The 12,526-nt window shown below is 73.7% G+C and carries 11 protein-coding genes; 3 read left to right on the top strand and 8 right to left on the bottom strand.

The window, feature by feature from the left end:
* Positions 1 to 67: 67 nt before the first annotated feature.
* Positions 68 to 748, top strand: a complete 681-nt coding sequence (locus tag J3P41_RS04725; RefSeq protein WP_210649051.1) for a class F sortase — start codon at positions 68 to 70, stop codon at positions 746 to 748.
* Between the two features lie 16 nt (positions 749 to 764).
* Here the strand turns inward: J3P41_RS04725 and J3P41_RS04730 are convergent, their stop codons facing one another.
* Positions 765 to 1,304: a hypothetical protein gene (locus J3P41_RS04730; RefSeq protein ID WP_210649052.1), complete on the bottom strand. Its 540-nt coding sequence runs from the start codon at positions 1,302 to 1,304 to the stop codon at positions 765 to 767.
* A 296-nt stretch (positions 1,305 to 1,600) separates the two neighbouring features.
* Between J3P41_RS04730 and J3P41_RS04735 the strand changes: the two genes are divergently transcribed.
* Entirely contained in the window at positions 1,601 to 1,966 is a 366-nt protein-coding gene (locus J3P41_RS04735; protein WP_210649053.1) for a YciI family protein, read from the top strand.
* A gap of 28 nt (positions 1,967 to 1,994) precedes the next feature.
* Here J3P41_RS04735 and J3P41_RS04740 read toward each other — a convergent pair whose 3' ends face one another.
* The 7 genes from J3P41_RS04740 to J3P41_RS04770 all read right to left on the bottom strand — a co-directional run bounded on the left by J3P41_RS04740 (position 1,995) and on the right by J3P41_RS04770 (position 10,641).
* Complete coding sequence (locus tag J3P41_RS04740; RefSeq protein ID WP_210649054.1) at positions 1,995 to 2,540, bottom strand: hypothetical protein; 546 nt, start codon at positions 2,538 to 2,540, stop codon at positions 1,995 to 1,997.
* Positions 2,541 to 2,676: 136 nt separating this feature from the next.
* Positions 2,677 to 8,208: an Ig-like domain-containing protein gene (locus tag J3P41_RS19155; protein WP_210649055.1), complete on the bottom strand. Its 5,532-nt coding sequence runs from the start codon at positions 8,206 to 8,208 to the stop codon at positions 2,677 to 2,679.
* Positions 8,209 to 8,267: 59 nt separating this feature from the next.
* Complete coding sequence (locus tag J3P41_RS04750; RefSeq protein ID WP_210649056.1) at positions 8,268 to 8,774, bottom strand: phage tail protein; 507 nt, start codon at positions 8,772 to 8,774, stop codon at positions 8,268 to 8,270.
* Between the two features lie 10 nt (positions 8,775 to 8,784).
* Complete coding sequence (locus J3P41_RS04755) at positions 8,785 to 9,273, bottom strand: phage tail protein (protein WP_210649057.1); 489 nt, start codon at positions 9,271 to 9,273, stop codon at positions 8,785 to 8,787.
* A 31-nt stretch (positions 9,274 to 9,304) separates the two neighbouring features.
* Positions 9,305 to 9,802, bottom strand: a complete 498-nt coding sequence (locus J3P41_RS04760) for a phage tail protein (RefSeq protein ID WP_210649058.1) — start codon at positions 9,800 to 9,802, stop codon at positions 9,305 to 9,307.
* Positions 9,802 to 10,230, bottom strand: a complete 429-nt coding sequence (locus tag J3P41_RS04765; protein WP_210649059.1) for a hypothetical protein — start codon at positions 10,228 to 10,230, stop codon at positions 9,802 to 9,804. The genes J3P41_RS04760 and J3P41_RS04765 overlap by 1 nt, the downstream gene beginning before the upstream one ends.
* A 123-nt stretch (positions 10,231 to 10,353) precedes the next feature.
* On the bottom strand, positions 10,354 to 10,641 hold the full coding sequence (locus J3P41_RS04770) for a DUF1905 domain-containing protein (protein WP_210649060.1): 288 nt from the start codon (positions 10,639 to 10,641) through the stop codon (positions 10,354 to 10,356).
* Between the two features lie 258 nt (positions 10,642 to 10,899).
* Between J3P41_RS04770 and J3P41_RS04775 the strand changes: the two genes are divergently transcribed.
* Positions 10,900 to 12,267, top strand: a complete 1,368-nt coding sequence (locus J3P41_RS04775) for an AarF/ABC1/UbiB kinase family protein (RefSeq protein ID WP_210649061.1) — start codon at positions 10,900 to 10,902, stop codon at positions 12,265 to 12,267.
* Positions 12,268 to 12,526 lie beyond the last annotated feature (259 nt).

Raw genomic sequence — 12,526 nt, forward strand, 5'->3', positions numbered from 1 at the left:
CGATCCTGACGGCGCGGGATCTCCGCGGATTGTGCGACTTCTGGCCGATGCGGCCGGCTGGTCGCCTATGCTGCTGCCGGCCACCGAGGCCGTCGACGTGGGGAAAGGCAACGTGCACATGGACAACACCGTCGCGGCCCGACGACGGCATCGCGCCGCGCTCCTCCTGGTGGTGCCGGTCCTCCTGGCTGGCTTCCTCCACCCCGGCGCGGGCGCCGCTGCGCCCGCCAAGGCCGCCTCCGCCCCGGCGGCGTCCGGACCGCGCTGCACGACCGCCGACCGACCGTTCACGCCGACGTCGCTGCGCATCGACGGCGTCGTCGGTCCGACCCGCGTGCTCGCCCTCGGCCGCGACCGCAACGGCGTCCCGCGCACGCCGCCGCTGACCGACCGGGGCAAGTGGCAGCTCGGCTGGGACCGGATCTCGCGCATCCGGCCCGGCAGCGAGCGAGGCGTCGTACGACTCACCGCGCACACCTACCCGTGGAGCGGCGCCTACGGACTCGCGCTCGGCAACCGGCTGCTGACGAGCCTGCGCAACGGCGCGCGCATCACGGTCGAGGGCCCGGCGGGCCAGCGGATGTGCTACCGGGTGACGAAGATTACGCGCGTGCCCGCCGGGCAGATCGCGCAGGCGTACTACACCTCCACCGGGCGGCCGCGTCTCGCGATCCTCGTCTGCTCAGGCGTCCGCCGCGGGCCGGGTGACTGGAGCCACCGCACCATCTGGTTCGCCGAGCCGATCTAGCGGCCGGCGAGCGCCGTCAGGCGCAGGTGCCGGTCAGGTTGCTGATCGTGATGTCGTCGGCCGTGGTCGTCCAGCCGAGCAACGTGCTCTGCGCGACGGTGGTGTGCACGAACGCCATCTCGACGTTGCCTGTCGTGGTGGCGGTCCAGGTCACCGATCGGGTGCCGCTGCCCGGGTGGGCGTCCGTGTCGATCAGGCTGCCGGCGACGGCCGCGCCCGCCACCGTCAGCACCGAGGTCATCGGGCGCGGGTTGACGAGGTACGCCGTCCAGCTGTAGCTGAACCGGTAGGTGCGGCCCTGGGTGACGCAGATGGTGCGGCTCGCGACGGCTCGTCGTGTGGGTGCACTGCTCAACACCCCGCCGCCGGCCGGGTCGGCGACCGTCACGAACGAGCCGTTGCTAAACCCGTCGTTGCCGCCACCGGAGGTGCCGCCCGACGCCGTGAAGCTCCACCCGTTTCCGGCCGTCCCGCTCGCCGGGAAGGCGGGGACGAAGAACTCCGGGCAGTTGCACGGGGACGCCGCGAACGCCGGCGCCGTGCTGGCCACCGCCACGACAGGCAGGGTCCATGCCGCCCCTCGGGTGAGAGTCCGACGACTGGGGCGGGGACCGTTGGTCATGCGTAGCCTGTTTTTCTGCTGGGGATGCGGCGAGGACGAGGATACCGAGATGATCACGCCACGATGACGGAATCACCAACGTCGTGCCACGCGTCACCCACCCCACGGTGACATCCGGGCTCCTGGGACACGCACGAAGCGTTGCGACCGTGCCGAGTGTCGATCAGGCCGGCGCTCGTCCGTCACAGTGGTGAGAGGTCGCACGAGGCGGCCGCCAGCCGAGGAGCGACATGACGCAGTACCTCATCTACTTCAACCAGCAGTGGGTCGGCGACCACAGCGAGGAGTGGTCCCGCAGCCGCGCGCCGCTGGCCATGGCCGTCGTGAACGACATGGAACGGGCGGGCGTCCTCCGGGTCGCCGGTGGGCTCGAGGAGGAGGGCAGCCCCCTCTTCACCGTCTTCCACGCCGACGCGACCAGCGGCACGCTGACCTTCTCCGACGGCCCCTACGCGGAGACCACCGAGGTCATCGGTGGGCTCACGGTCGTCGACGTCGCCACCGAGGACGAGGCCCGGACGTGGGCCGGCCGGCTCGCGGAGGCGTGCGGCTGGCCGCAGGAGGTACGACGCTTCGGGCCGGTCCCGACGACCTGACCCGTCAGCCGGCCGGGACCCCCGCGGGCTACTGCGCCACCCAGTCGGTGAAGCTGCGCGGGTCGCCGAGCCAGTCCAGCCCGGTGGTGCTCCCGTCGGGACGGGTCCCGGCGACGCGTACGGCGACCCGGACCTGCTCCGGGTGACCGAGGGCCTCGCGCGACATCCGCATCCGGACGTGCTCGCGGTCGTAGTCGACGCGCATCCGGTAGGACCCCTCGACCGGCTCGCCCCACAGCTTGTTGCTGAAGCCGTCGGTGGTGAGGAGCTGGTAGTCGGTGCCGACGAAGTAGCCGCCGACGAAGACGTACTCCGGGCCGCGGTCAGTGGGGTCGGTGTCGATGAACACCGACCCGGCCGAGCCGCTGCGGAAGGACCTGCGCAGGTCGCGGTGCGTGGTCGTCACCACGACGTCGTCGGCGCGGTGGTCGACGACCACGGACCGGAGGTCGACGCCGTGGTCGAGGTCCCTGGGGTCCCGGACGCCGATGCCGTCGGCGTTGGCCGGCGCGAGCTGGGTCAGGGCGACGGTGGTGACCGCGAGGGTCGCGATGCTCAAGATGGTGGTGCGCATGGTGCAGGTCCGTTCTCGTGTCCGGTCCCCCCGGGTGGGGACGGAGGAGGGACGCGATCGACGTACGCGGGGTTGCCTGCCCGGGACAGCTGGTCTGGACCAGCTGTCCCCACGGCGTGCGGCAGAAAGCAGCGGCTCAGGGGCCGAGCAGGCGACGCTGCGCCTTCGACGGGCGGACGACCCGGTCACCCCGGCCCCGGCGCACGTCGACCAGCCGGTCCGAGCCCCAAGCCACGAAGACGTCGCTGCCGGCGCCGCCGACCAGCTCGTCCGCACCGGGGCCGCCGACCATCAGGTCGTCACCGGCCCCGCCCACGAGTCGGTCGTAGCCGAAGCCGCCGTAGAGGTGGTCGTCGCCACCGCGACCGAGCATGGCGTCCACGCCCTCGCGGGCGAGCATGACGTCGGTGCCGGGGCCGCCGCGGAGGCGCTCGTCGCCCTCTCCACCGACGACCAGGCGCACCCGGATCGTGCGGCTCGTCGAGCCGGCGTGCGCGGTGACGACGACCGTGCTCGCGCCGGACCGGCCGCTGCGGGCGGCCAGGGTCAGCTGGCGCGTGGCGCCGCTGCCCGTGACGCCGACCGCCGACTCCGGCAGGAGCCGGCCGTTCGACGAGCGGGCGGTGAAGGTCACCTCGCTCCCCCGCACCAGCACCGGGAGGCTCACCCGATTGCCCTCGCGGGAGCCCGGCTGCTGCAGGAGCCGGAAGGACCGCAGCCGTCCGGACGGACGCCAGGCGGCCTGCCCGGCGGCGCGTACGGAGGTGTTGCCCGCCGCGTCGCTCACCGCGCCGTCGCGCACCGCCAGCTGCACGTCGCCGGCCTGGGTCATCCCGCTCACGGTGACCCGCCAGCTGTCCGGCGACGTCTGGGCGAGCACGACCGCGCCGGGCCGCGCGGCCCCGGAGACGGAGAGGTCGGCCTCGTCGAGGCCGGTGACGGATTCGCTCGCGACCACGTCGAAGACGACCGGCCTGTCGTCGGTGACCGAGGCCGGCCCGGCGACCCTCAGCGACGGGGCGGTGCGGTCGACGGTGACCGAGTAGGTCGCCCCGAAGGCGAGGTGCCCGCCGGCGGACGCGGCTGCGTTGTCCGGCACCCGCACCGACACCTCGCCGTCGGCCACGACGGCCAGGACGAAGCGCCACGTGCGGGCGTCCACCCGGGTGAGGTCGGTGACCGTGGCGCCGGTGGTGCGCAGGTCGTCCTCCTCGAAGCCCAGGACGGGCTTGCTGAAGGTCGCCGTCACCGGGATCGTCGAGGCCGTCGTCACGCCGGACACCGGCGAGGTCAGCGCCAGCGTGGGCCGCTCCGAGTCGAACTCGCGGCTCAGGACGTCGCTCGCCGACGTCGGGTGGCCCGTCTGGTCGGCCGCGGCACCGGCGACCACCCGCAGGGTCACGAGGCCCTCGGCGGCCGGCACCAGGTCGGCGGTCCACCGGGTGCCGCCGCCGGCGAGGTTGGTCACGGTGGCGTTGCCGGTCTCGAAGTCGTCGACGTCGAGGCCGGTGACGGGCTCGGAGAAGCGGATCTCCACCGGGATGGGCGACGTGGTCACCACCGCAGCGGTCGGCGAGGTGACCGTGACGGTGGGTGCCGTCGTGTCGTACGTCGTCGACACCGTGCCACTGCTGACGCTCGCGTTGCCGGCGGCGTCACGGGCTGTGTCCGCTCCGACCGTGACGGTGACCTGGCCGTCCGCGTCCGGAGTGACGACGAAGGTCCAGTCGCGCTCCGCTCCTGACGCCTGGCCGGCGACGCCGTTGGTGACGGCGATGTTCGCGGTGGCGAGGGACAGCACCGGCTCGGAGAAGGTGACCTCGACCGGGTAGGGCGCCGTCGCCCATGCCGGGGCCCGGAGGCCGGTCACGGTGGGCGCGGTCGCGTCGTAGGTGACGGCGACCTCGGCGGAAGCGCTGCTGGTGTTGCCGGCGGCGTCGGTGAAGGCACCGGCACGCAGCCGCACCGAGGCGGGGCCGTCCGCGGTCGGGGTGTACACGACGTCGTAGCGGCGCGGGCCGCCGGCGAGCGAGGTCACCGTGCCGTTGGTGGTGACGAAGTCGCCGGGGGCGATGGTGGCGTCGTCGCTCAGGGTGAGCTGGAGCGCGATCGGCGCGTTCACGACCGGGGGCCCGGTGCGGGTCAGCTGGGCGGTGGCGGTGACGTCGCGGGTGCGGCTGAGCGTGTTGCTGGCGGTGTTGGGGTTGCCTGCGGCGTCGGTCACGGCGCCGGCGGGGAGTCGCACGCCGAAGGGGCCCTCGCCACTCGGCGAGAGCGTGAGCGTCCAGGTGTCACTGCTGCCCGTGAGGTTGCTGACCGTGGCGCCGGTCGCAGTGAAGTCGCCCGAGGACAGGCCCGTGACCGGCTCGTCGAAGACCACGTCGACGGTGATCGAGGACGCGTTGGTGGGGTCGGGGTCCGACGAGTCGAGCGTGACCGCCGGAGCGGCGCGGTCGACCTCCACCTCCAGGCGCGTGGCGGCGAGGGAGGCGTTGCCTGCCCGGTCCTGCGCGGCGCCGGCCGGCACCGACACGCGGACCGTGCCGTCGGCGGCAGGAATCAGGGTGAAGGTCCAGGACCGGGGGCCGCTGGCGGCCCAGTCGGAGACGGCTCCGTTGACGACCTGCACGTCATCGACGGCGAAGCCGGTGACGTCCTCGGGCCAGGTGACGGTGACCGCGAAGGAGGCGGCGTTGCTCGGTGAGGTGACCGGAGACGTGACCTGCGGGGTCGGGCCTGTCTGGTCGTAGGTGCGGGTGGCCGCTGCGCCGGCGGTGTTGGTGTTGCCCGCCGCGTCGCTCGCGACGCCCGCGGGGACCGCGACGGACACGGGTCCCTCGCCGGCCGGCACCACCAGCACCGTCCGCGTCGCGCCGGACCCGGACAGGGTCGCCGTACCGCCCGAGACCGCGAGCTCGTCGACGTCCAGCCCGGTCACGGGCTCGGTGAAGGTGAGCGTGAAGCCGATGGGGTTGTCACCCGTCCGCTCGCCGGCCGCCGAGGAGACCGTGACGCCCGGAGCGGTGGCGTCGTACGTCGTCGTGCTCGCCGCCGCGGCGTTGCCGTTGCCGGCGGCGTCGGCGACGGACCCGGCCGGTACTCGCAGGACCACCGGGCCCTCGGCCGTGGGCCGGACCCGGACGGTCCAGGGGCCGGACCCGGTGAGGGACTCCGCGGTGCCGCCGGAGACCACGAGGTCGCCCATCGTCAGCGCGGCCACCTCCTCGCTGGCGCTCACCACCACGTCGTACGCCGCCCGCTGCGGGTCGGTCGGACCGGTCAGCGTGAGGACCGGGGCGGTGCGGTCGGAGGTCCGCGAGGCACGGTTGCCGGCCGTGCTGGGGTTGCCCGCCGCGTCGCTGGCGGCGCCCGCCTCCGGTGTGACCGACACGGGTCCGTCGCCGCTCGGTGTCACCTGGACCGTCCACGACGCGGCAGGACCGGAGCCGCCGCCGGTGACGCCGACCGAGGAGACGGCGCCCCCGCCGACCGTCAGCCGGCCGGGGGCCGGCGCGGTCACGGCCTCGCTGAAGTCCAGCCGGAAGCCGATGAGATCGGCGTTGGTCGGGTCGGGCCCGAGCGCGGTCGTGGTGACCGCCGGCGCGACGGTGTCGATCGCGTACGCGGCGCCGGTCATCGGGAGGTTGTCGGTCGCCAGCCCGCGGCCGGTCGGGTCGGTCGCCGTGGCGGACGCCGGGACGCGAACGGCGAGCGTGCCGGTGCCGGTGGCCCGGGCGCTCACCACGCAGCTCGAGCCCGCGCAGGTGATGCCCGTGACGGTCGGGTCGGTGACGTCGACGGGCACGAGGACGACGTCCGAGGCGTCGAACCCGGTCACCGGCTGGTCGAAGGTGACGCGCCAGCGCACCGCGGCGCTGGTGGGCGAGGAGTCGAGCCGGGTGACGCTCTCGACCGCCAGCGGGTGGTCGAGGGTGACGGAGGCGGTGGCGGTGTTGGTGAGCGCGGGGTCGTCGACGACGGCGTCGGTCGCCGCGACCGCGGCGGTCGCGGTCCGGATCGTGCCCTCGGCACCGGCGGCCATCGTGCCGGTGAGGGTGATCGTGCCGCTGGCGCCGGGCTCCATGCGCGGGACGTCCCAGCCGCCACCGGACGCGACGGCCGGTCCGGTCACGGCGCTCCTGGTGACGGTGAAGCCGGGGAAGTCTACGGTCAGCCGGCTGGGCGCGCGACCGCTGGACGTGGCACTGGACCCGTAGCCGACGGTGACCGTGACCTGGTCGGCCGGGTTGACCCCCGCACGTGCGGGGCTCGGCCGGGCCGGGCTGACGGCGATGGTGGTGGTGAGGTCGACGAGCGCGGCCGAGCGGCGTACGGCCACGCCGGGCCCGGCGTCCTGCCGCACCCGCGCCCAGACGTGGTGCACGGCGCCGCTGGCGTGCGCGACGAGGGCGGGTCGCATCGACTCGGCGTTGGGGTGGGACATGTTCGCGTCGGTCGTGCTGAGCTGGGTGAAGGGTTCGAGCCGTCCCGTGTTGCCGAAGCGGGCGGACATGACCTCGTAGTGCCCGGTGCCCGGGGTGCGGCGCGAGAAGTCCACGACGTACTGGCCCGGCTGGGCGGGGTCGGTCGCCACCGAGGGCCACGTGTCGTGGCCGGCCGTCAGGATCGCCCACCCCGTCATGGCGCCGTCGACGGCCAGCCGCGCGCTGGTGATCCGGTAGGACCCTGCGGAGTTGGAGGACCACACCACGCGGTAGCCGGCGTCGCTCGCGGCGATGTCGGGCGAGAGCTCCTCGACCGCGGACCCCAGGGCGGTCGCGCCGACACCCGGGCTGTCGAGCGCGGTGACGGCCTCGTCGTCCACCCGTGCCGCGTGGATGCGCCGCAGCGGGGCGCCGCCGTCGAGCGCCGTGACGCCCTCCCAGACGACGACCGAGCTCCGCGAGCCGGTGCTCGCCGAGGCCACCCGCGGCCGCGCGTGGTCGTACGCCGCTCCCGCGGGCGCCGCCGGGCTGACCCGGACGGCCGTGGGGACGGTGGCCGGATCGAGCGGGAGCTGGGCGGTCCAGACGTGGGTCTGGCCCTCGCCGGTGGCCGGGGTGTCGCCGTCCCAGACCACGCGGAGCACGCCGTGGTCCATCGCGACGTCGGGGTGCTGCTGGTCGTAGGCGGCGTCGCCCGGCGCGACCGCCGTGACGGGGGTGGGGGCGACGAGTCCGAGGGCGCTCGGGTCGATCACCGCGTGCTGGATCTGCCAGCCGGTGAGGTCGTTCGGCGTCGGCGCTCCAGCTTTGTCCGCGATCGTGTCGCCCGCGAACACCAGTGCCACCCGGCCGTCCGGCAGCGTCGCCACCGCTGGGTCCGTCGCGTCGGTGGTCGCGTCGTCGACGCCGCCCATCCGGGCCAGCAGGACCGGGCTGCCGACGGCCGCGCCGGACACGTCGAGCAGCCGGCCGAAGATCTCGCGCTTGATCCCCTGCGCCGTCCCGGTCGTCACGGTGCGGGCGCCCTCCCACACCACGAGCGTGCGGCCGTCGGGCAGCGCGGCGACGACGGACTCGCCGGCGCCGGCCGGCGTGGTGGTCCCGGACACGATGGTCTCCCCCGGGCCGAAGGCGCCGGCGTGGGCAGGAGCGCCAAAGGCCGTCGGCAGCGACGCGGCCAGGGTCAGAGCGGTGGCCCCGGCGAGGCGGTGGCGAAGAGGCACGGGAGTCCTTGAGGTGTGATGGCTCGGCCCGCGTCGGGTCCTGGGCGGACCCGGACGGGTCAGCCGAAGGTCGGGAAGATGCCCTGGGTGGCGATGATCGCGTTGAGGGTCAGGTAGGGCTGCATGTTCTGGTGCGGCACGCTGCCGCCGACGACGGATACGGCCGAGGGATGGAAGGTGCCGTTGACCGCCGCCTGCGTCGTGTAGGTGCGCTCGCCGCTCGCGAAGGCCGCGCCGGCCGGTGCCCCGGGGTCCCCGGTGGTGCCGCGGTGGTCGCTGGCCGGGTAGGTGTGGAGGTGCGCCGGCATCTCCGCGGCGGTGAGCCTGTGCTCCGCCGCACCGCCCATCTGACCGGGACCCGGCGTCCCGGCACCGACGATGACGCGCCCCTGGAGGTTGGGCAGGGCGAACGTGGTCTGCCCGTTGCCGCCGTAGTGGGTGCCGAGCAGGGAGAACAGGGCCTGGTTCTGGTTGATGGGCAGCAGCTGGCCGTTGCAAAGCGCCCAGCCTCTTGGCGCGTAGGTGAAGGCGACCCACTGGATCTCGCCGAGGTGCGGTTCGAGCATGGTGAACCTCTCAGGACCGGGTGGGGAACACGCCCTGGAGCGCGATCGCGTAGTACAGGGTGAGATAGGGCTGCATGTTGTTGTGGGGCAGGTCGCTGCCGGAGGGGTGCAGGATGCTGTCGGCGCCGCCGGTGGAGTGGTAGAGAGGCACCTCGCTCGTCGCCGGGGCCGACGTGACCGGGTTGGCCGTCGTCGCCGGGCCGGGAGCGGCGTTCACCGAGTGGACGTGCCAAGGCATCTCGGCCTGGCTGAGGGTCACGGTCTCCGAGCCACCCACCTCCCCCAGGTGCCGCTCGCTCAGTCCGGGACCCTGGCCCGGGTGCAGCGCGACCGAGCCGTTGAGGTTCGGCAGCGCGAACGTGGTCTTGCCGTTCCCGCCGTACGTGATGCCGAGCAGGGCGAAGAGTGCGGTGTTCTGCGAGATGGGCAGGATCTGGCCGTTGCACCATGCCCAGTTCTGCGGGCACATGGTGTAGGGGAACAGGTTGATCTCACCCACGAAGGGATCGCTGGCCACAGGGTCCTCCCGGTCAGGGCATCGGCGGGTACGCGCCGTAGAGCGCGAGAATGAAGTTGATGCCCAGGTAGGGCTGCATGTTGTCGTGCGGCTGCGAGCCGCCCGCGGGAGTCGTCGTGGCCATGGGCTCGGACGCAGCCTCGGACGACCACACGACCTCGCTGGGCGCCGCGGCCGGGACGCCGCCGACGGCCGAGCGGCTGCCGGCCGGGGTCGAGGAGACGGGCAGGCCGTGGGTGTGCGGCGGGAGCTGGCTGGCCGTCAGGGTGACGGTCTCGACCCCGCCGAGGCTGGCGAGCTGGTGGCCCGGGCCCGCGTGCAGCGGCACCCGACCGCGCAGGTCGGGCAGGCGGAACGTCGTCACACCGTTGCCGCCGTACATCGTCCCGATGAGCTGGTAGAGCACATCGTGTTCCGCGATCTGCAGCTCGCGTCCGTCGCAGAAGCCCCAGCCGACGGGCTCGAAGGTGCCGGCGAACATGCGGAGCTCGCCGATGAAGGGCTCGGCCATCAGCCTCTCCAGCCGTTGAAGGTCGCGGTCACGACCGTGCGCCTGCCCCGGTCAGCACCAGGGACGACGAAGAGCCGGAACCGCCGGGATCGGCGCGCGCGCAGGCTCCACGTGCCCTGCTCGACCACGCCGCGCGTGGTGAAGACGAGCACGTAGGACTGGCGGCGCCAGCGGGCCAGCCGCTCGCCGCGGAGCCCGGGCGGACGGTAGGGCGCGTCCTGCACCGCGTCGAGGCGCAGCGCGACGCGCCGGCCGTCCCGCGTGGCGACGAACGTCTCCCCGACGAGCTTGTCGAACCGGGACCGTCTCGGAGCGCGCGCCGCCTCGGCGACGTCCGGAGCGGCCACGGTCGCCACGGTCGCGACGCCTGCGGCGACCACCGTCCTGCGCGTGGCAGCGGTCGAGACCAGCGGTATGCGTGCGTCCACCCGTGTGAGATCGATCCTGTGTGCGCCGACGATGACAGGAGGACGCTTCCACACCGATCGCGGGCCCGTGGCGTTTTCGCCGAACCTGCGGCACTGGTGTGGACCACCGCCGCCGCGCGTCGCTCAGTCGCGACCGACCCGGATGCGTACGTCGACCAGGTCGCCGAGCTCGACCTGCTCCGCACGGCGCACCGCGTCCTTCACCGGCAGGAACCAGGTCTCCTCGCGCGGGAACATGGACGTGGTGAACTCGGTGCCGCCGATCCAGGCGCGCACCGGCACGACGCCCCAGTAGACGACGTCCGCCTTGACCTCGTCGACGAGGTCGGCGGCATCGAGCGGCAGGCGCACGAAGTGGTACGGCGCCGGCCCGCGCCACTCGACCACCTCGCCGCGGCACTCGATCTCCATGCCCCCACCCTGGCAGCCCGCCGCGTCCGCGGACCAGCCCCGGGACCGGAGACGGGCGGAAGTCGCAGGACTCCCGCCCGTCCCCTTCCGCCGCGCCCCTGTCGCGCGGCGGCCCTCCCTGGAGGGTCTGGGTCCGGCTCGGGTCGCATCTGGTCCTCCCGAGATCGGATACGTCGCCTGCCCAACGACGCGACCCGCACCAGGTCACGCGGGGACCGACCCCCGTACCCCCATTGCCCGCACTGCGACACTGGGCCCATGACCGAGTTGCCGCGCAAGGCCGCCGCCCGCACGGCCCGTCTGGCCGCGTTGCCCCTCGGCTACGCCGGGCGCCAGGCGATGGGCCTGGGCAAGCGCCTCGGCGGCAAGCCGGCCGAGGCGGTGCTGACGGAGGTCCAGCAGCGCACCGCCGAGCAGCTGTTCCGCACGCTGGGCGAGCTCAAGGGCGGCGCGATGAAGTTCGGACAGGCGCTGTCGGTGCTCGAGGCGGCGCTGCCGGAGGAGGTCAGCGCGCCCTACCGCGAGCACCTCACCGCCCTGCAGGACTCCGCGCCGCCGATGGCGACGGCGACGGTCCGCGAGCAGCTCGCCGCGCACCTCGGCGAGGACTGGGCCGAGCGGCTGGTGTGGCTCGACGGTGCCCCCACCGCGGCCGCCTCGATCGGGCAGGTCCACCGGGGCCGCTGGGTCGACCACGCCGTCGACCATGCCTCCGGGGTTTCCGGGGAGCGCGAGGTCGCGGTCAAGGTCCAGTACCCCGGTGCGGGCGAGGCGCTCATGTCCGACCTGCGGCAGATCGCGCGCGTGGCGCGCGGCGTCGCGCCCGTCTTCCCGGGCATCGACATCAAGCCGCTCGTCGCCGAGCTCCAGGCCCGGGCCGCCGACGAGCTCGACTACCACCTCGAGGCCGAGGCGCAGGCGGCGTACGCCGAGGCCTTCGCCGACCACCCCGACATCGTCGTGCCGGCCGTGGTCGCGGTGGGCAACGAGGTGCTGGTCACGGAGTGGATGGACTCCGCCTACTCCCTGGCGCACGTCATCCGCGAGGGCACCCAGGCCGAGCGCGACCACTACGGCGAGCTGTTCGTCCGGTTCCTGTTCGAGGGTCCCCGGCGCACCGGCATGCTCCACGCCGACCCGCACCCCGGCAACTACCGCGTGATCCCGGCGCCCGACGGCGGGCCCGGCCGGCTCGGCGTCCTCGACTTCGGCGCCGTCGCCCGGCTGCCGAACGGCGGCCTGCCGGAGGCGATGGGCCGGTTGATCCGCATCGCGCTGGAGTCCGACGAGGAGTCGCTGGTCGCGGGACTGCGCGAGGAGGGCTTCATCAAGGAGCGCACGACGGTCGACCCGGCCCTGCTCCTGGACTACCTCTCCCCGTTCGTCGAGCCCGCCGGGGAGGAGCGCTTCACCTTCACCCGCGACTGGATGCGCGAGCAGTTCGAGCGGATCAACGACCCCCGCGCCGAGACCTTCACCCTGGCCACCAAGCTCAACCTGCCCCCGTCGTACCTCCTCATCCACCGCACCTGGCTCGGCGCACTGGGCCTGCTCAGCCAGCTCGGCGCGTCGGCCCCCTTCCGCGAGATCCTCGAGGAGTCGCTGCCGGGGTTCGCGGCCGACTGATCCGCGGGTGCCTGTTCGGCGACATCCCTTGGTGGAGCAGCGGGCGGGGCTCCGCGACAATCATCAAGGTATGTCGCCGAACAGGCACTTCCCCGGGTCAACTCGGCACGGGAAGTGCCCATCGACCGACATCCCTTGATGGAGCAGCGGGCGGGGCTCCGCGACATCCATCAAGGTATGTCGCCGAACAGGCACTTCCCCGGGTCAACTCAGCACGGGAAGTGCCCATCGACCGACATCCCTTGATGAAGCAGCAGGC

It is taken from the genome of Nocardioides sp. SYSU D00065 (genome assembly GCF_017916425.1).
Lineage (GTDB): Bacteria > Actinomycetota > Actinomycetes > Propionibacteriales > Nocardioidaceae > Nocardioides.